This is a genomic window from Streptomyces gelaticus (assembly GCF_014649535.1).
Classification (GTDB): Bacteria; Actinomycetota; Actinomycetes; order Streptomycetales; family Streptomycetaceae; genus Streptomyces; species Streptomyces gelaticus.
Window position 1 is genome coordinate 366,792 of sequence record NZ_BMTF01000003.1, and the last position, 18,441, is coordinate 385,232.

At 72.1% G+C, this 18,441-nt stretch carries 14 protein-coding genes; 6 read left to right on the plus strand and 8 right to left on the minus strand.

All coding sequences use genetic code 11. The features are described 5' to 3' along the window. Positions 1 to 138: 138 nt before the first annotated feature. Complete coding sequence (locus tag IE107_RS06525; RefSeq protein WP_189541950.1) at positions 139 to 2,577, minus strand: polysaccharide lyase 8 family protein; 2,439 nt, start codon at positions 2,575 to 2,577, stop codon at positions 139 to 141. 422 nt (positions 2,578 to 2,999) lie between these two features. Further along, positions 3,000 to 5,432, minus strand: a complete 2,433-nt coding sequence (locus IE107_RS06530) for a SpoIIE family protein phosphatase (RefSeq protein WP_189541952.1) — start codon at positions 5,430 to 5,432, stop codon at positions 3,000 to 3,002. Positions 5,433 to 5,634: 202 nt separating this feature from the next. On the opposite strand from IE107_RS06530, the gene IE107_RS06535 reads away from it, so the two are divergent. Then, positions 5,635 to 6,564 (plus strand): metallophosphoesterase family protein, encoded by a 930-nt coding sequence (locus IE107_RS06535; protein ID WP_189541954.1) that lies wholly within the window; start codon positions 5,635 to 5,637, stop codon positions 6,562 to 6,564. An 88-nt stretch (positions 6,565 to 6,652) separates the two neighbouring features. Here IE107_RS06535 and IE107_RS06540 read toward each other — a convergent pair whose 3' ends face one another. The 3 genes from IE107_RS06540 to IE107_RS06550 form a co-directional block, all read right to left on the minus strand. After that, the gene (locus tag IE107_RS06540) at positions 6,653 to 7,555 is read right to left on the minus strand and encodes a glycosyltransferase family 2 protein (protein ID WP_189541956.1); all 903 of its coding nucleotides are present in this window, start codon (positions 7,553 to 7,555) and stop codon (positions 6,653 to 6,655) included. 65 nt (positions 7,556 to 7,620) lie between these two features. Then, complete coding sequence (locus tag IE107_RS06545; protein ID WP_229866725.1) at positions 7,621 to 8,049, minus strand: MazG-like family protein; 429 nt, start codon at positions 8,047 to 8,049, stop codon at positions 7,621 to 7,623. A gap of 133 nt (positions 8,050 to 8,182) precedes the next feature. Then, positions 8,183 to 8,956 carry an SDR family oxidoreductase gene (locus tag IE107_RS06550; protein ID WP_189541958.1) on the minus strand — a complete coding sequence of 258 codons (774 nt, stop codon included), beginning with the start codon at positions 8,954 to 8,956 and terminating at the stop codon, positions 8,183 to 8,185. A gap of 266 nt (positions 8,957 to 9,222) precedes the next feature. Between IE107_RS06550 and IE107_RS06555 the strand changes: the two genes are divergently transcribed. Then, positions 9,223 to 10,851, plus strand: coding sequence for an alkaline phosphatase D family protein (locus IE107_RS06555; protein ID WP_189541960.1), 1,629 nt, complete (start codon positions 9,223 to 9,225; stop codon positions 10,849 to 10,851). A gap of 21 nt (positions 10,852 to 10,872) precedes the next feature. Here the strand turns inward: IE107_RS06555 and IE107_RS06560 are convergent, their stop codons facing one another. After that, positions 10,873 to 11,904: a Gfo/Idh/MocA family protein gene (locus IE107_RS06560; protein WP_189542140.1), complete on the minus strand. Its 1,032-nt coding sequence runs from the start codon at positions 11,902 to 11,904 to the stop codon at positions 10,873 to 10,875. Between the two features lie 86 nt (positions 11,905 to 11,990). On the opposite strand from IE107_RS06560, the gene IE107_RS06565 reads away from it, so the two are divergent. After that, positions 11,991 to 13,310 (plus strand): multidrug effflux MFS transporter, encoded by a 1,320-nt coding sequence (locus tag IE107_RS06565; RefSeq protein ID WP_189541962.1) that lies wholly within the window; start codon positions 11,991 to 11,993, stop codon positions 13,308 to 13,310. Positions 13,311 to 13,394: 84 nt separating this feature from the next. On the opposite strand, the gene IE107_RS06570 is transcribed toward IE107_RS06565, so the two are convergent. Continuing rightward, positions 13,395 to 14,702 (minus strand): hypothetical protein, encoded by a 1,308-nt coding sequence (locus tag IE107_RS06570; protein ID WP_189541965.1) that lies wholly within the window; start codon positions 14,700 to 14,702, stop codon positions 13,395 to 13,397. 141 nt (positions 14,703 to 14,843) lie between these two features. On the opposite strand from IE107_RS06570, the gene IE107_RS06575 reads away from it, so the two are divergent. Continuing rightward, positions 14,844 to 15,839 (plus strand): small ribosomal subunit Rsm22 family protein, encoded by a 996-nt coding sequence (locus tag IE107_RS06575; protein ID WP_189541967.1) that lies wholly within the window; start codon positions 14,844 to 14,846, stop codon positions 15,837 to 15,839. 15 nt (positions 15,840 to 15,854) lie between these two features. Here IE107_RS06575 and ddaH read toward each other — a convergent pair whose 3' ends face one another. Next, on the minus strand, positions 15,855 to 16,724 hold the full coding sequence (ddaH, locus tag IE107_RS06580) for a dimethylargininase (RefSeq protein ID WP_373302402.1): 870 nt from the start codon (positions 16,722 to 16,724) through the stop codon (positions 15,855 to 15,857). A 168-nt stretch (positions 16,725 to 16,892) separates the two neighbouring features. On the opposite strand from ddaH, the gene IE107_RS06585 reads away from it, so the two are divergent. Next, positions 16,893 to 17,507, plus strand: coding sequence for a TetR/AcrR family transcriptional regulator (locus IE107_RS06585; protein ID WP_189541968.1), 615 nt, complete (start codon positions 16,893 to 16,895; stop codon positions 17,505 to 17,507). Between the two features lie 142 nt (positions 17,508 to 17,649). Next, entirely contained in the window at positions 17,650 to 18,396 is a 747-nt protein-coding gene (locus IE107_RS06590; protein WP_189541970.1) for a bifunctional DNA primase/polymerase, read from the plus strand. The last annotated feature ends 45 nt before the right edge of the window (positions 18,397 to 18,441 follow it).

Sequence of the window (18,441 nt, forward strand, 5' to 3'; positions counted from 1 at the left end):
ATGAGCACCTCACCGGGGCCGGTCTCTCCGGCCCTGGTCAGGACGGTAGAAGCTGCCGCTGCGGCAACCGCAACCCCGGCACCGGGGACGCCCGGAGGGCGCGCGGGCGGGTTTGCGGTCACCGTACGCGGCCCGAGGTCACCGCACCCGGACGCGCACCGTGTGCGTGGCGCCCCGGCTCCGGCTCAGGTCGCCGTAGGTCACGGTCAGCGACGAGCCGGTCCGGACGTCGCTGACGCTGTCCGCCCTGGACAGCACGGACTTGACGGGCCGCTGCCAGGTGAGGGTGAGCCCGGTGACGGTCCGCGACGGGTCGGATACGCAGATCGTGGCGGTGCCGTCGCGCTTCTCGTGGATCTGTACGCAGACCGGCGCGCTCGCCGTGACCTTGCCCGCCGTACCCGCCGCCCAGAAGTTGACACCGGTGAAACCGAGGGAGGGGACACGGATGCCGGTGCGCCGGGAGTCATTGGCGAGGATCTGCAGCCAGCCGGTGTCCGCGGCACGGTCGGCGGTGCGCCTGCTGCTCGCGCCCGGCAGCAGGATGTACGCGTAGGAACTGTCCGCCGGGTCGGTGCCGTGGTCCTGCCAAAGGGTCAGGTAACGGCGGGTGTCGGGGGTGCTGGTGCCGCCGTCGTTGATGTCCTTCCAGGCACCGGTGCGCTCCTCGCGCAGGGCGTGCAGTGCGGTGCCGCCGGGGAAGACGTACCCGGCATGCCGGTCGAGGTGGGCCCAGGTGGTCGTGCGGGTGGTGGCCCAGCCCTGGGTGGTGGGCTGGGCCACGCCGTCGAGCAGCAGCCGCTGCGTACCGTTCGCGCCGAGGCAGCGGTTGTCGACGACCGTCTCGACGCCCGCACCGTCGGCGGAGGTGATCCCGGAGCCGAGGCAGACCACGCAGTCGTCCAGCCAGAACCACGACTTGCGGGCGTGCATCGTGCTCGCCAGGCCCTGGAGGTGCTGGCCGGTGGTGCCGAACTCGCCGTCGCCGGTGCCGCCGACCCACCCCGTGCCCGGCTTCGGATTGGCCCAGGCGCCGCCCTGTCCGTCGGCGAGCCGCTTGCGGGAGACGGTGATGCCGGGCAGCCGGTACGGATCGACGGTCGGCCAGTACGCGTCCGAGTACTGCTCCAGGCCCGCGCCGTCGCCCCACCACTGGAGCCAGCCCGCGCCGGTGTGCCAGCCGCGCTTGTTCTCGCCGTTGCCGAACTCGTAGTGGGCGATCCGCTCGGAGGCCATGGAGAGACCGGCGCCCCAGCCCCGGCGGCGGTGGGTGACCCGGTCCATGTTGTGGAAGACGCGGTGCGCGGACGGTTCCGGGGACGCGGTGACGGTCGTGTCGTCCAGCAGGGACTGCAACCGGGCGGTGTTGACCAGGCTCAGGGAGCCGGCCCTGAGCGCCGGGGCGTAGTAGTCGCGCTGGAGCCAGCCCTTGACCATGGCGCGCCAGCGGGCGTTCTCCTCGGGCCCTGCACCCATGCCCAGCAGCACGATGGAGGCCATGACACCGTGGGCACGGGTGTGGTCGCTGGAGCCGACGCGGGTGATGCCGCGGCCCGAGACGTTGTCCATCATCAGGCCGTCGTAGATGAACGGCGCGATGGCCGCGTCGATGGTGTCGAGGAACTGCCGGCTGCCCGGATCGGTGATCTCCCAGGTCGAGCCGCGCAGCAGGGCGAAGAGCCGGCCCAGTCCGTCGTTGAGGACCGCGCCGTAGCCGCCGATGTACGGGATGGAGGTGTGCTGGACGAAGGAGCCGTCCGCGTAGAACCCGTCGCCCGTCGTGACGTACGGGAAGACCGGCGAGAGCGCGGCGACCGCCCGCGCGATCTTGGCGGTGCTGGCGCCGACGATGCCGCGCAGGATCATGCCGCGGCACAGGTCGACGCGGTTGGCGCCGGTGCTGGTGCCGGTGTACGAGTCGACGGCCGAGTCGGGCAGGAACTTGTCGACGGCCCGGCAGTAGTCGGCCTTCTGAGTGTCCGACAGGGCGTCGTACAGCAGCACGCAGGTGTCCATGAGGGCCTGGGGTGCGCCGATCTGCCAGTTCCACCAGTTCCCGTAGCGGGTGGTCGTCTCGTTGAAGACATCGGCGTGCAGGTGGTCGAGGCCGGTGATGACCGCGTCCCGGAGACCGGTGTCGCCGGTGACTCCGGTGCCGGGCTGGGCGTACGCCTCCGCCATGGTGCGCAGCCGGTTGTAGCCGGTGTTCATGTTGGCGGAGAAGTTGAACGATTCGGTGTCGGTGTCCGGATCGGGGTCGAGATGGACCAGGTCCGGCCAGAGGGAGCCGCGAGCCGGGGCCATCGTGGAGAGGAAACCGGTTGCCCGGGTGCCGAGGTCGGCGAGCTTGGACTTGAAGGGCTCGGCGGTCGGGCTGAAACCGGTACCCAGGTACAGATCGCGCCACTTCGCACGCAGGACGGCGAACTCGTCGGCGGCGTCGGCTGCTTCGGCGGAGGGCGAGGAGATCGGGCGGGAGGCGGAGTCGGACGCGGACGCGGCGGTCGGCAGGCCGAGGGCGAGCGCCGCACCGCCTCCCGTGGCCAGCAGGGCACGACGGGACCAGGCAGTTGTCATCGAAGCTCCGGAGGAAGAGTGAACCCGAGCGGGAAAGCCAGCGTGGTAAGCGTTTTCTAGCATGGGGTTGTTGGGGGACTCAAGGGGTGACTCGGGTCGTTGTCCAGTCCTTTGGAGAAGAGTGCGACCCGCCCCATGCCTTGTTCGCGGCTGCTTCCCGGGCCTGCTCCCGGGGTTCTTCGATCGCTTCGGGTACGACCGCATCCGAGGTGGAAGGCCTGAAGTGGACTGGTCGGCCGGGCTGTTGGTGGCCGCGGCGGTGAGGTCCGGGACGGGGATGTGCACGGCCGAAAGTCGTCGGCGGTCAACTCAGGTGCATCGGGCGAATGGTGGCGATCGACGCCCGGCGCCCGGTCTCCAGCGTCCCGGCGCCCGGCCGCAGGACGCCTGAGCCCGGCGAACCTCCGAAGGGCGCGGACGGATCAGCCGCCCCCGGTGTGCGGGGCGTCCGGGATCGGCTGCTCGGCCCAGATCGTCTTGCCGTGCCGGGTGTAGCGGCTGCCCCAGCGCGTGGTGAGCTGGGCGACCAGATACAGGCCGCGGCCTCCTTCGTCGGTGAGGAGGGCCCGGCGCATGCGGGGCTGTGTGGCGCTGGGGTCGGAGACCTCGCAGGTGAGATGGCCGGCGCGGATCAGCCGTACCTCGACCGGGCCGCCGGCATGACGGATGGCGTTGGTGACCAGCTCGCTCAGCACCAGTTCGGTGGTGAAGACGAGCTCCTCCAGTCCCCAGTCGCGCAACTGCCGGGCCGCTTCCTGCCGGACCCGGGCGACGGCGACCGGGTCGGCTTCCACGGGCCAGACCGCGGTGTTCCCGGGCGGCACCGCATGGGTGCGGGCGAGCAACAGCGTGACGTCGTCGGCGAGTCGGTGCGGAGGGCGGGCGGAGATGATCTCCTGGCCCAGCTCCCGCAGCGGAGCGGTGGCGGCGCCGGGCCGGGCCAGTCGGCGGCCCAGTTCGGCCATGCCCTCGTCGAGGTCGCTGTCGCATCCCTCGATCAGCCCGTCGGTGTAGAGCGCGAGGAGGCTGCCGGGCGCCAGTTCGACCTCGGTCACCTCGAAGGGCAGACCGCTGACGCCCAGCGGCGGGCCGGGGTTCAGGGGGACGTACGAGACGGCCCCGTCCGGATCCGCGACTGCGGGCGGCGGGTGTCCGGCGGAGACCATCGCGCAACGCCGGGAGACCGGGTCGTAGACGGCGTACAGACAGGTGGCACCGACCGGGTCGGCCCGGTGTCCGTGGGGTGCCCCGCCTTCGTCCGGTCGGGTGAGGCGGCTGGGCCGAACGGGTCCGCCGGGTTGGTCCGCCCTGCCGGACCCGACGGGCCCATCCGGCTCGTTGGGCTCGTCGCGGAGCTGGGAGACCAGGTCGTCGAGATGGACCATCAGCTCGTCCGGTTCGAGATCGAGGTCGGCGAGGGTACGGACGGCGGTACGGAGCCGGCCCATGGTGGCGGTGGCCCCCAGCCCGTGGCCCACCACGTCCCCGGCGACCAGGGCGACCCGGGCGGAGGACAGCGGGATCACGTCGAACCAGTCGCCGCCGACGCCGGTGGTGGTGTCGGCCGGCAGATAGAAGCCGGAGGTGGTCACGGCGACGGTCTCGGCCTGCGCGGGCGGCAGCAGACTGCGTTGCAGGCCGACGGCGGCCCGGTGCTCGCGGGTGTAGCGGCGGGCGTTGTCCAGGGCGAGGGCCGCGCGGGCGGCGATCTCGCACAGCAGGTCCAGGTCGGCCGGTACGTAGCCGGACCGGCCGGGGCCGCGCCGGACGGTCACCCGGCCGAGGAAGATGCCCCGGGCCCGCAGCGGTGCGGTCATCGACGCGGGGGAGCGGCCGAGGGACGGGACGCAGCCGGCATCGGCCGGGACCACGGCACAGGCCGACAGCTCCGCCGCCCGCTCGCCGGCCGTCGCGGTCCGGCGCAGCGGCAGCAGCCCGTCCTCGCCGGGAACCGGTTCCTCGCCCGTGAACACCGCCTCCGCGATCTCCACCACGGCGAGGTCGGCCAGTCCGGGCACCAGCACGGCGGCCAGTTCCTCGCCGGTGCCGGCGACGGACAGCGATCCGCCGACGGCCGCGGTGGCGCGATGCAGAATCGCCAGCCGCTCGTCCGAGCGGCGCTGCTCGGTGACGTCCGTGAACAGCGCGGTGACGCCGAAGACCTGCCCGTCCGGTGCCTGGAGCCGGAACGCCGAGACGGCCATCACCACTCCGTCCCCGGGATCCTCGATGGTCCGCACCGTCTCCTCCGCCAGGATCAGCGGCAGCCCGGTCCGCAGCACCTCGCGCAGCCGGCGCTCGACCGCCGCGGCGCCCTCGGCCTCCAGGAAGTCCCCGAGGCGCAGTCCGCGCAGATCCGGCAGGAGGCCGGTGTACGGCAGCAGATGGGTGTTGGTTCTGACCAGCCGCAGCTCCGCGTCGAACACGGCGAGCCCCAGCCGGTCCTGCAGAAACAGCTCCTGGGTGAACGCCTGGTCCTGACGCCACCGGTCGACCGTCCCGGCGGGTGCCCACAGCACGAAGAACCTGGCCGGGCCCGTGGACGTCCCGGCGCCGGTGTCCGTCAGCGGGAGCACCTGGAAGGCGATGCCCAGCTCCTCGCCCCGGCCGGTGCGCACCACGGTCTCGCCGTACCAGGCGCTCATCCGGTACTCGGCAGGCGGTCCGGGCCAGGCGGCCGGATCCGCGAGCAGCTCCCGGGCCGGACGGCCGCAGGCCCGGTCGGCGGGCAGCGCGAACAGCTCCTCCGCCGCGGGGGTCCAGCCGATGATCAGTCCGTCCGCATCGAGCAGGGCACCGGCCGCGCTGTCCGCGAACGGGAGCCCGTTGTGCCCGGGTGCGCCCGGGAGGGTCATGCCGTCCACCTCGTTCTCAGCCCCCTCTCCCGGCCCTGCCGGCGGTCCCGCGCCGCGGCCACGGACGCCTCCATCATCCCCCTGCTCGTCCCGGCCGCCAGTTCCGGAGAGGCGGTTCCGGGACCCGATTCGGGCCGTCACCGACCGGGACGGTCCGCGGTGAGGCACTATTTCGTTCAGTCAACCCGGGGGAAGGTTCCGCATGCCCGATCGCACCGATGCAAGCGCAGGCGCTCTGCTGGCAGTGAGCGACCTTCATGCGGGGATCGCGGACAACCGCCCCGTCGTCGAGTCCCTGCGGCCCGGTTCGGACGAGGACTGGCTGATCGTCGCCGGTGATGTCGCGGAGCGGATGGCGGACGTGGAGTGGGCGTTGCGGCTGCTCGCGGACCGCTTCAGCAAGGTCGTCTGGGCCCCGGGGAACCATGAGTTGTGGACGCCCGAGCGCGATCCGGTCCGGCTGCGGGGCCAGGAGCGGTACGAGCACCTGGTCGAGCTGTGCCGGAGCCTCGGGGTGAGCACTCCGCAGGACCCGTACCCCGTGTGGTCCGGCCCCGGCGGGCCGGTGGCCGTGGCGCCCGTGTTCGTGCTGTACGACTACAGCTTCCGGGCGCCGGGCACCACGACCAAGGAGGAGTCCCTGGAGTACGCGCGCCGGACGGGGGTGGTGTGCACCGACGAGTTCCTGCTGCACCCCGACCCGTACCCGAGCCGCGACGCCTGGTGCCGGGCGCGGGTGGCGGAGACCGAACGGCGCCTGGCGGCCCACGATCCAGGGATCCCGCTGGTCATCGCCGGCCACTGGCCACTGGTGCGCGAACCGATGGACGTCCTGTGGTACCCCGAGTTCGCCCAGTGGTGCGGTACGCAGCTCACCGCCGACTGGCACCGGCGCTTCAACGTCGCGGCCATGGTCTACGGCCATCTGCACATACCCCGTACGACCTGGTACGACGGAGTGCGCTTCGAGGAGGTCTCCATCGGTTACCCGAGGGAGTGGCGCAAGCGGGGCCACCCCAGGGGTCTGCTGCGGCAGATCCTTCCGTACGACTGCGAGGGCGACGGCGAGGGCGACGACCGGGGCGACGGTGCCGGCCGGGAGGGGTCCGTCAGCGGTGGCCCGGCACATTGACGACGCCTTCCTCCGGGGCGCGGACGAAGAGGCGGCGTACGCGCGGGACTGACTTCGTGTCACCCGTCGTCGCCGGACCCGGCGCGGATCAGATGACCGGCGGCCGTCCCAGTCTGGTCATCCGCCACACCGTGCGCCAGCGCATCGGCTGCCTTCGCCCGCACGGGGTACGGACGCCCTCGGCGAAGCCGCCGGCCCAGGCACGCAGACCCGTCGCCGAGCGGGTGCGGGCCACGGTGAGCAGGGTCCAGGTGCCCAGGTAGGCCGGGACCAGGGGGAGGGGCAGGTTCCGGCGGGCCAGCCAGACCCGGTTGCGGGCCGTCATCCGGTAGTAGACGGAGTGCCTGGCCGGGGAGGTCTTGGGGTGCTGGAGCAGCAGATCGGGCTCGTAAAGGATCTTCCAGCCCGCGTCGAGCGCCCGCCAGGACAGGTCCGTCTCCTCGTGCGTGAAGAAGAACTCGGCGGGCCAGGGCCCCGTCTGGGCGAGCATCTTCATGGAGAAGGCGTGGCCCCCGCCCAGGAACGCGGTGACCGGTCCGCGCCGCATCGGGTCGCCGGCCCGCAGACGCGGTACGTGACGGCGCTGGGTCTCGCCGTGCTCGTCGGCGATCCGGAAGCCGACGATGCCGAGCCGCGGATCGGCGGCGAACAGCTCCCGGACCTTGCGGAACACCCCGTCGTCGACCAGGAGTCCGTCGTCGTCGAGCTCGATGACGACGTCCACGTCGCCGAACTCCGCCAGCTTCGCGAGCGCGACGTTGCGGCCCCCGGGGCAGCCCAGGTTCTCCGGCAGTTCGATCGTCGTCACACCGCCGGACAGGTCGGACAGGCCGGGAAACGCGGAGAAGTCCGGGAGGGGCGATCCGTTGCCCACGACGACGAGGCGGGCCGGGCGGACGTCCTGCCCGGCCACCGAGGCCAGCAGGGCCTCGACCTCCTGCGGGCGATCGCCCATGGTGACGATGGAAACGGCGATGCGCGGTTCGGACACGGTCGGTACTCCTGGTCTCGCTGCGGTGCCCGTGATCGTAGCCCCAAGCGATGGTCGCCCGTTGTTCAGCCACCCGTTGCCGCCCCGCCATGCCCCGTGGTCCTCGTTCGGGGCGCGGTGCCGGGGGCCTGCCGGGACGGGGCGAGCGGGGAGCGCGGACGCGTCGCGACGCGTCGTACATGCCGGTCGAAGACGGCCGCCGCGTCGGGGGTGAGGGTGCGCAGCGCGACCATCGCCGTCACGATGACGTCGCAGAGCTCGGCCTCCACGTCCTGCCAGGAGTGGGTGGTGCCCTTGCGCGGGTTCTGGCCGGTCGCCCCGATGACCGCCTGGGCGACCTCGCCCACCTCCTCCGACAGCTTCAGCATCCGCAGCAGCAGATCCTGCTCGGGCGGGATGCCGGTCTCCGCGTCGAGCCAGCCGTGCAGCTGGTCGATCGTCCTCCAGGTGCCGCGGTCCTGGTCCTCGTGGCCGGGGGTGTTCTGCTGGTCCATGGTGCTCAGCCTGCCAGGCCCCGATCCGGACGAAAGGCCCCGGCCGTGACCGGCCGGCCGGTCACGGCGGCGCGGCGGCGCCCCGGCGCACGGGGTGGCCGCCCGCGCCGGGTGCTGGTCGGGGTGCTTCCCGTCAGCCGCGCCCCACGTACGGCATCGCCGTCGCCAGGACCGTCGCGAACTGCATGTTCGCCTCCAGCGGCAGCTCCGCCATGTGGAGCACCGTCCGGGCCACGTCCGCCGCCGCCATCACCGGCTCGACCGCGAGTTCGCCGTTGGCCTGGAGGACGCCGGTCCGCATCTGCTCGGTCATGTCCGTGGCCGCGTTGCCGATGTCGATCTGCCCGCAGGCGATCCGGTACGGGCGCCCGTCCAGCGAGAGCGACTTCGTCAGCCCCGTCATGGCGTGCTTGGTCGTGGTGTACGCGACCGAGTGGGGGCGCGGCGCGTGGGCCGAGACCGAGCCGTTGTTGATGATCCGGCCGCCCTGCGGGTCCTGGTCCTTCATCAGCCGGAACGCCGCCCGGGCGCACAGGAACGCGCCCGTCACGTTCACGTCCACCACCGAGCGCCAGTCCGCCACCGAGAGGTCCTCCACCGGGACGGAACGCGGGCCGAACGTACCAGCGTTGTTGAAGAGCAGGCCGAGGTGGCCGAAGCACTCCCGTACCGAGGAGAAGAGTGCGCTCACGTCCTCCGGGCGGGACACATCGGCGGGGACGGTGATCACCCGGGCGTTCTCCCCGGCCAACGCGGCGGTCTCGGCGAGGGGTTCCGGACGCCGTCCCGCGAGCGCCACCGACCAGCCGGCGCCGGTCAGGGCGAGCGCCACCGCGCGGCCGATTCCGGAACCCGCACCCGTCACCACCGCCGTCTTCGCAGCGGAATCCAACAGTTTGTCGCTCATGGGGCCGCAGCGTACGCCCCGCCCTCCCTCCCGGGATGCGCGTGAGGCCGCATGGGCTCAAGGCGGCCCAGAGGGCGGCGTGTTCACGCTCCGGTCGGCCGGCGAAAGCGATCGTCGCCCCGTCGTGGATGCGCGTTTTGTCCCCGCGAACGCATTGCTGCCGCATTCCTCATCCCCGCGACGCCCGAGCGACGCGAACACGACAGCCGCTCGATGCGCTGAGCCGGTGGACTGCCCGCGTACACCACCAGCCAGGGGAGGGCCAGATGACAGAATCGTCGTACCGGCAGGAGATGCGCGCCGCCGCCAAGCAGGTCGGGCGCCGCCGCTTCCTCACCGTCACCGGCGCAGCCGCCGCGCTCGCCTTCTCGGTCAACCTGCCCGTCGCGGGCACCGCGAGCGCCGCCGAGCTGGACGCCAGGAAGATCGGCGACGACCCGTTCACCCTTGGCGTCGCCTCCGGCGACCCGCTTCCCGACTCGGTCCTGCTGTGGACGAGACTCGCACCGCGCCCCTACGAGCCCGGCAGCGGACTGCCCCGGGCCCGGGTGCAGGTGCGCTGGGAGCTCGCCCGCGACGAGCGTTTCTCCCGTGTCGTACGGCGCGGATCGGCCACCGCCCACCCGGAGTTCGACCACAGCGTCCACGTCGAGGTCAAGGGCCTCGAAGCCGACCGGGTCTTCTACTACCGCTTCCGCACCGGAACGTGGACCAGCCCCGTCGGCCGGACCCGCACCGCCCCCGCCCCCGGTGCCCGCAACAGCTCGCTGAGCCTGGCCGCCGTCTCCTGCCAGGCGTACCACGACGGCTACTTCACCGCGTACAAGCACCTCGCCCAGGAGGACGTCGACGTCGTCTTCCACCTCGGCGACTACCTCTACGAGTACGCCGTCAACGCGACCGGCGGAGCCCGCAACCACACCGACCGCAGGCTCCCCGCCCACTTCAACCGGGAGACGGTCACGCTGGAGGACTACCGGCTGCGGTACGCCCTCTACAAGTCCGACCCCGATCTGTGCGCCGCCCACGCCGCACACCCCTTCGTCGTCACCTGGGACGACCACGAGACCGAGAACAACTACGCGGGCGACACCCCCGAGAACGACGTCCCGCCCGAGGAGTTCCTGCTGCGCCGCGCCGCCGCGTACCGAGCGTACTGGGAGAACCAGCCGCTGCGTGTTCCGCAGCGCCCCATCGGACCGGACATGAAGCTCTACCGGCGCCTGCGGTTCGGCCGGCTCGCCCAGTTCGACATCCTCGACACCCGCCAGTACCGCAGCGACCAGGCCTACGGCGACGGCTGGCAGACGCCCGGACCGGAGTCCCAGGACCCGTCGCGCACCATGACCGGTGCCGCCCAGGAGCGCTGGCTGATCGACGGCTGGCACGCCTCGCAGGCCACCTGGAACGTCGTGCCGCAGCAGGTCACCTTCGCCCAGCGGCGCGATGTGCCCACCGATGCCTTCAAGTTGTCCATGGACGCGTGGGACGGCTACCCCGCCTCCCGCAGCCGCGTCCTGAAGGGCGCCGAGGCCGCCGGGGCCGACAACCTGATGGTGCTGACCGGCGATGTGCACGTCGGCTACGCCTTCGACCTGAAGAAGGACTTCGACGACCCCTCGTCCCGCACCGTCGGCACGGAGATCGTCGCCACCTCCATCACCAGCGGCAAGGACGGCTCGGACAGGCCCGGCAGCTGGAACAACCAGATGCAGGCCAACCCGCACATGAAGTTCTTCAACGGCCGGCGCGGATACGCCGTCGTCACGCTGGGCCGCGAGCAGGCGCGCGCCGACTACCGCACGGTGTCCGCCGTCACCACGCCCGGCGCACCCCTCGCGACGGCCGCGTCGTTCGTCACCGAGGTCGGGAACCAGGGCCTCACGCCTGCGTGAGGCCCCTCCCGGACGGCCCGGTCAGTCGAGGTCGTCGGCCGGGTAGCGGACGCCGATGCGGTCACGTACCGCGTCGAGCGTCCGCATCACGGCGAGCGAACCGTCCAGCGGCACCAGCGGCGACTCCGTCTCGCCCGCCCGCAGCGCCCGCACCACCTCGGCCTGCTCGAACTGCAGGCCGCGCAGCCCCGCCCCGGCCGCCCCGGCGGCTCCGGGGGTTTCGGGGGTTTCGGCGGTGAACTCCTCGGGCTCGTGTCCGGGCCGGTGCAGCACGAACCGCTCCGGGTAGAAGAAGCCGCGCGGGAACTCGATCCGGCCCTTCGTGCCCGTGACCGCGGCGGTCTGCGGGGTGTCCGCGACGATCGAGCAGTTCAGCAGCGCCGAGGCGCCCGCCTCCGACCAGCCCAGCAGCATCGCGGTGTGCAGGTCGACGCCCTCGGGGGAGAGCACCGCGTCGGCCTGCACCCGGTCCGGCTCACCCAGCAGCAGGTGCGCGAACGACACCGGATAGACCCCGAGGTCCAGCAGCGCGCCGCCGCCCAGCGCCCGGTCGCGCAGCCGGTGTTCGGGACCGAAGGGCCCCGCGAGCCCGAAGTCGGCCTGCACGGAGCGGATCTCGCCGATGGCGCCGTCCCGCACCAGCTCCGTCATGCGCCGGACGACCGGGTTGCAGTACGTCCACATGGCCTCCATCAGGAACAGGCCCCGGTCCCGGGCGAGCTTCACCAGCGCGTCCGCCTCCCGCGCGTTGAGCGTGAACGCCTTCTCGCACAGCACGTGCTTCCCGGCCTCCAGGCAGAGCGCCGCCGCTTCCCGGTGCGCCGAGTGCGGCGTCGCGACGTACACCACATCGACCTCGGCGTCGGCGGCGAGCGCGGCCCAGCTGCCGTACGCCCGGGGTATCCCGAACCGCTCGGCGAACGCCTGCGCCGAGGCATCCGTCCGAGATGCGACGGCCACCACTTCCGTGTCCGGCATCGACCGGAGATCCTCGGTGAACGCCGCGGCGATACCGCCGGTCGCCAGGACACCCCACCGCACAGTGCCGCTCATGCCTGTCATGCCTGCTCCCCAAGAGGTCTCGACCAGTCCGGCTGAGCTGAGAGCATAGATGCGGATTCAACGACATGGAGATGAGAATGCCGGAGAGCGGCGCAAGCCGGGCCCAGCAGGAAAGCACACACATACCGACCGCCGGGACCAGGGCCACCGAGCCCGGAACCACCGGCACCCCAGCCCGTCCACCGGCCGTCCCGGCGGCCCGGCGCACCGGACTTCTCGTCACCCTCGTCCTCGGCGGTCTCACCGCGGTCCCGCCGCTCTCCATGGACATGTACCTGCCCGCGCTGCCCGCGGTCACCGAGTCCCTGCACACCCCCGCCGCCACCGTCCAGCTCACCCTCACCGCGTGCCTGACCGGCCTGGCGCTCGGACAGGTCGTCGTCGGACCGCTCAGTGACCGGTGGGGCAGGCGCAGGCCGCTGCTCCTCGGCATGATGATCTACGTCCTCGCCACCGCGATGTGCGTCTTCGCACCCACCACCGGGCTTCTCATCGGCTTCCGCCTGCTCCAGGGCCTGGCCGGTGCGGCGGGCATCGTCATCGCCCGTGCCGTGGTGCGCGACATGTACGACGGCGTGGAGATGGCCAGGTTCTTCTCCACCCTGATGCTGATCTCCGGCGTCGCGCCGATCGTCGCCCCGCTCATCGGCGGACAGGTGCTGCGGTTCACCGACTGGCGCGGAATCTTCGCCGTCCTCACCGTCGTCGGCCTCGTGCTCACCCTTGTCGTCTGGAAGTGGCTGGGCGAGACCCTGCCCCCGCAGGACCGGCACGACGGCGGCCTCGGCGACGCGCTGCGGACCATGCGCGGACTGCTCGCCGACCGGGTCTTCACCGGCTACATGATCGCGGGCAGCCTCGCCTTCGCCGCCCTCTTCTCGTACGTGAGCGCATCGCCGTTCGTCATGCAGGAGATCTACGGGGCCTCGCCGCAGACCTTCAGCCTGCTCTTCGGCGTCAACTCGGTCGGCATGATCACCGTCGGCCAGATCAACGGCAAGCTGCTGGTCGGCCGGGTCAGCCTGGACAAGGCGCTCGCCTTCGGGCTCTGCGTCATCACGCTCGCCGCGTTCGCGCTGCTGCTGATGACGACCGGGGTCTTCGGGGAAGTGGGCCTGGCCCCGGTCGCCGCCGGGCTGTTCGTACTGATGTCGGCGATGGGGATGGCGATGCCGAACACGAACGCGCAGGCCCTGATGCGCACGAAGCACGCCGCCGGTTCCGCCTCCGCGCTGCTCGGCACCTCGTCGTTCCTGGTCGGCGCCATCGCCTCACCCCTCGTCGGGATCGCGGGCGAGGACACGGCCGTCCCGATGGCCGTCGTCCAGCTGGTCTGCGCGGTGCTTGCGATGACCTGCTTCCTCGGGCTGTGCCGGCCCTGGCAGCGGACGACGTGACGCGCGCATCGTGACGCGGGTCCTGTGCCGCGGGGCTTGTGGCAGGGCGGCGGGGCCGGACCACGGCCCCGCCGCCCCGCGCCGCTACGACGACCTCGGGTAGCCGATCAGGTGCGGGCGGTCCTTCTCGTCCGTCCAGCGGAACAGGCCGACGCCGTCCGCGGTCTCCATGCCCGGAACCCGGACGTTCGAGGGCAGGGCGCCCGTCGAACCGCTCCTGACGGCGACCGCGACCGGGGCGCCGCCGCCGGCCAGGACGTCCGTCGCGTTGCGGGCGCTCGCCGCGCCGTACGCGGTGCCCTCGTCGTTCACGGAGGCCAGGGTCAGCGGCTTCGCGCCGTCCGCGCCCTCGAAGCAGAACCCCCGCTTCGTGGCCAGGTCGAAGGCGAGCGGACCGGCCACCAGGTAGGAGCCCGAGGGTGCGGAGACGAGCTGCGGGTACTGGCCCGGCTTTATCGCGGGCTTGCTGCACTCCACCGAGGCCAGCGGCTTGCCCGTCTCCACGTCGTGCACCGCCCACATGTCGTGGGTGGTGGCCCGCTTGGCGCCCTTCGCGAGCTGCCACTTCGCCAGGAGCACACCCGGGATCACCGACGTCGGGATTCCGCTCTGCCGGTCCGTGCCCTTGGGGGCGATATTGCGGCTGAACCAGCCGCCCTGCACCCAGAACTCCTTGGACCCGCTGACCAGCAGGCCCTTCTGCGTCAGCCCGCGCACCTCGGTGAGCTGCTTGCAGGTCTTGCAGCCCTTCGGGTACTTGAGCGAGGAGGCCGCGACCTTCGACACCCGGCCGGTCACCGGGTCGACCACCGCGCTGTTCGTCCGGCCGTCGCTGATGAGGATGCCGGGGCCGGTGGTGGAGACCGTGGGCACGGAGTTCCACGGCACCTCGACGCGCCGCCGGGAGCCGTCCTCCACGTCGTAGACGTCCAGCGAGACGATCGTGTCGGCGGGGGTCAGCGCGTTCTCGCCGACCTTCCCGTACGCCCAGGTCACGAAGTACTCGTGGTCGTCCACGGTGACCTGGAGGAGCTTCGGGAACTGGTGCGGGGACGGGGGCCGCCAGCTCTCGCCGTGCCAGGCGGCCTGCCCCGTCTTGGCGTCGATGGTCCGCAGCCGGTACTTGGTCTCCGACTCCCGTACCAGATAGGCGAGACGGCCCGTCGTCCGGGAGATCGCGTAGTCGGGCGAGGTGCCGATGAGCTCCCAGCCGTGCTCCGTCGTGTACGCGGCGGGAACGGTGAGCTGAGTCACCTGGGTCGGGTTCTTCCTGGTCTGCTTCCCGGGCTCGTCCTCGTGCTTCTCACCGCTGCCGCACGTGGCGAGCAGGAGAAGCATGACAAGCACGAGCACTCCGCCGACCAGAACCAGGCGCACGATCTTCTGTCTCATGGTTCCCCTCGATGGGCAATCCCGACCTCGCGGCGGTCAGCGTAGCAACTTGCGCAGGTGCCGGGGCAGTTCGGAAGGGTTGCGGTTCGGTGCCGACGCCGGCGCGGAAGCAGGTGGTCCGCCTTTGCCTACAATTCGTCGGTGAACGCCACCCTCCCCACCGCGGAAGACCTGCGCGCGGCGCTGGCCGGACTGCTCGACGGGCTGCCGCCCAAGCAGGCCGCCCAGGCCGTCGAACGGCTCATCGCCAACTACCGCGGGACCACCCCGACCGATGCGCCGGTGCTCCGCGACCGTTCCGACGTCGCCGCGTACGCCGCGTACCGGATGCCCGCCACCTTCGAAGCGGTACGGGCCGCCCTCGCCGCGCTCCAGGAGGCCGCCCCGGACTGGGCGCCCGCCACGCACACCGACATCGGCGGCGGCACCGGAGCGGCGAGCTGGGCCGTGGCAGGGACCTGGGAGGGGCCGCGCACCACCGTGCTGGACTGGGCCGAACCCGCACTCGCCCTCGGCCGTGAACTGGCCCGGCTCTCCGGTGTCCCCGCCCTGCGCGCCGCCGAGTGGCGCCGGGCCCGGATCGGCGCGGGCCAGGAGCTCGCGCCCACGGACCTGATCACCGTCTCCTACGTACTCAAGGAGCTGACGGCCGACGTCCGCGCCGCCCTCGTCGACACCGCCGCGGCCGCGGCACAGGCGGTCGTGGTCGTCGAACCGGGCACCCCGGACGGCTATGCCCGGATCATCGAGGCCCGCGACCGGTTGATCGCCGCCGGGCTGAAGGTCGCCGCGCCCTGCCCGCACAGCGAGGCCTGCCCGATCGAGCCGGGCACGGACTGGTGCCACTTCTCGGCCCGGGTCAGCCGCTCCTCGCTGCACCGGCAGGTCAAGGGCGGCTCACTGCCGTACGAGGACGAGAAGTTCAGTTATGTCGTGGCGACCCGCTTCGGGACGGAGCCCGTCCCGGCGCGGATCACCCGCAAGCCCCAGATCCGCAAGGGGCAGGTGCTGCTGGACCTGTGCACCCGCGACGAGGCCCTGCGGCGTGCCACGGTCACCAAGCGGCACGGCGAGCTGTACCGGGCCGCCCGGGACGTCGCGTGGGGCGACGAGTGGCCGCCCGGCGAGCACGGCTGAGGGCGGCCGGCCCGCTCACCCCCGCAGCTCCTGCGTGCAGCACTTCACGCTGCCGCCGCCCTTGAGCAGCTCGCCCAGGTCTATCGGCACCGGCTCGAAGCCCCGCGCCCGCAGCGGGTCGAAGAGCCCCGTCGCGGCCTGCGGCAGCAGCACGTGCAGACCGTCGCTCACCGCGTTCAGGCCAAACGCCGCGGCGTCCGCCTCCTCGGCGATCAGCGCACCGGGAAAGAGCCGGGCCAGCACCGCCCGGCTGCCCGGCGAGAAGGCGCCCGGGTAGTACATGACCTCGTCGCCCGCGTCGTCGAGCACCGAAAGCGCCGTGTCCAGGTGGTAGTAGCGCGGGTCGACCAGATCGAGCCCGATCACCGGCCGCCCGAAGAACTCCTGCGCCTCGCCGTGCGAGAGCGGACTGGACCGGAAGCCCCGCCCGGCCAGGACGTACGAGGCGGTGACCGCGAAGTCGCCCTCGCCCTCGTTGACGTGGTCCGGTTCATGGATCTCGGTGAAACCGTTCGCCCGGAACCAGTCCCGATGGGCCCCGGCCTCCTCGTACCGCTCCCGGTACGCGAAGCGGGCCCCCAGCACCCGGCCGTCGACGACGGTGGCGCCGTTGGCGGCGAACACCATGTCGGGCAGCTCGGGGCGGGGGGCGATCAGCTCCACGGTGTGCCCGAGGGCGCGGTACCGGTCGCGCAGGTCCTCCCACTGGGTCTGGGCCAGGGGGAGGTCCACGGGCTTGCTGGGGTCCATCCAGGGGTTGATGGAGTACGTCACCCTGAAGTGCGTGGGAGCACACATCAGGTAGCGGCGGGGGGTGGCCCGACGGCAGGAGGTGCGGCGCGAAGCGCCTCCGTGAGGGGCGGGGGTCGGGTGACGGGTGGGCAATGAAGCCTCCTCACGAAAGGCAGGGGTTGCCTGCCGGGACATCGCACGGGTGCGTGCGTGAGCCCATGGTCCGCTCTCCCGGGCCCGCGCGCAGTGATCCGATCGGGTGGTTCCCGTGCAACCGGGAGACGATACGTATCGCCTCGTTCCGCTGCTAGATTGACCGGCATGGCAGACAACCGGCCGCCCGACGCCAGCCGCCGCAGCGAGAGCGCGCGCCGCGCGATCCACGATGCGGCGCTCGCCCTGGTCGCGGAGGTGGGCTACCCGAGAACCACCATCGAGGCCATCGCCGCGCGGGCCGGGGTCGGGAAGCAGACGATCTACCGCTGGTGGCCCTCCAGGGCGGCCGTCCTCCTGGAGGCCTTCGTGGGCCTCGGCGAGCGGGCCGCCGGGCAGAGCGGTACGGACGGGACGCAGGCGTTCCCCGACACCGGTGATCTCGCGGCCGACCTCAAGGCCGTCCTGCGGGCCACCGTCGACGAGCTGAACGACCCCGCCTTCGAGGCGCCGACCAGGGCGCTCGCCGCCGAGGGGATCGTCGACCCGCGGCTCGGCGCCGAATTCGTCCAGAAACTGCTCGAACCCTCGCTCCAGCTCTACGCCGCACGGCTGCGCGCCGCCCAGGAGGCGGGCCAGGCGCGCGCCGACATCGACCCGCGGACCGCCCTGGAGCTTCTCGTCGGCCCGCTCACCCACCGTTGGCTGCTGCGCACCCTCCCGCTCACCCATGAGTACGCGGACGCGATCGTCGACCACGCCCTGCGCGGACTGGCACCCTGAGAAGCACCCGTCATTTCCTGACAAGAAGTGGCATAGTGCCCAGCTCGCGGCATCGTCGCCCGTACCCCGCTTCGGAACTCCGGCCACCCGAGGCGCAGGATGGTGGGACCATGGTTGGGGCAACGCTGAGGTAAGGGGATAGATGGGCGCCGATTTCGGCCGTTATCGCGGCTCAGAGAGCAAATTTTCCCAATGGCTTCGACGCCGACCCAAACCGCAGCAGAGCGAGGTCGACGACACCGCCCGGGAGGCGCTGCTCCTGGCCGTCGCCGAGGCCGGAATGCCGATCGCGCCGGCCGCGCACCCGGTCGGATACCGATGTTCGTGCGAACGCATCGGCTGCCCCACTCCCGCCCGGCACCCGATCTCCTTCGCCTGGCAGACGCAGTCCACCACCGACCGGGCCCAGATCGAGCGCTGGGCCCGCAGTCAGCCGCAGGCCAACTTCATCACCGCGACCGGCATGATCCACGACGTGCTCGACGTGCCGCTGTCCGCGGGCGCCCAGGCACTGGAACGGCTCCTCGCCGCCGGCATCGACGTCGGCCCGGTCGCCCGGTCCGGTGACGACCGGATGCTCTTCTTCACCGCCACCCGGGGTACGCCCGAGGACGAGGACGAATGGTGGCCGTGCGAGCTCGACTCCCACCCCGAGACCATGGACGAACATCCGGGACTGCGGTGGCACTGCCGCGGCAGCTATGTGCTCCTGCCGCCGGCCCGGCTCCCCGGCGAACTGGACGTGCGATGGGTGCGCGGGCCGGAGAACCCGCTGCCCGATCCGCTGACCCTGCTGGAGACGCTCACCGACGCGTGCGCGCAGTACGCGGACGAGGCGGACCAGAGCGATCTCGACCACGACTCGGTGGCCTGGCCGCTGAGCCGCTAGGGCCTGTCCGGCGGATCAGAGCCGGGGCCGTTCCCGGTCACGGGC

Excerpts from the sequence above, each read along its gene's own strand:
- IE107_RS06545 (WP_229866725.1), bottom strand. The coding sequence starts at position 8,049 with ATGGACCAGCAGAACACCCCCGGCCACGAGGACCAGGACCGCGGCACC.
- IE107_RS06535 (WP_189541954.1), top strand. The coding sequence starts at position 5,635 with ATGCCCGATCGCACCGATGCAAGCGCAGGCGCTCTGCTGGCAGTGAGC.
- IE107_RS06585 (WP_189541968.1), top strand. The coding sequence starts at position 16,893 with ATGGCAGACAACCGGCCGCCCGACGCCAGCCGCCGCAGCGAGAGCGCG.
- IE107_RS06530 (WP_189541952.1), bottom strand. The coding sequence starts at position 5,432 with ATGACCCTCCCGGGCGCACCCGGGCACAACGGGCTCCCGTTCGCGGAC.
- IE107_RS06565 (WP_189541962.1), top strand. The coding sequence starts at position 11,991 with ATGCCGGAGAGCGGCGCAAGCCGGGCCCAGCAGGAAAGCACACACATA.
- IE107_RS06560 (WP_189542140.1), bottom strand. The coding sequence starts at position 11,904 with ATGAGCGGCACTGTGCGGTGGGGTGTCCTGGCGACCGGCGGTATCGCC.
- IE107_RS06570 (WP_189541965.1), bottom strand. The coding sequence starts at position 14,702 with ATGAGACAGAAGATCGTGCGCCTGGTTCTGGTCGGCGGAGTGCTCGTG.
- IE107_RS06525 (WP_189541950.1), bottom strand. The coding sequence starts at position 2,577 with ATGACAACTGCCTGGTCCCGTCGTGCCCTGCTGGCCACGGGAGGCGGT.
- IE107_RS06550 (WP_189541958.1), bottom strand. The coding sequence starts at position 8,956 with ATGAGCGACAAACTGTTGGATTCCGCTGCGAAGACGGCGGTGGTGACG.
- IE107_RS06555 (WP_189541960.1), top strand. The coding sequence starts at position 9,223 with ATGACAGAATCGTCGTACCGGCAGGAGATGCGCGCCGCCGCCAAGCAG.
- IE107_RS06590 (WP_189541970.1), top strand. The coding sequence starts at position 17,650 with ATGGGCGCCGATTTCGGCCGTTATCGCGGCTCAGAGAGCAAATTTTCC.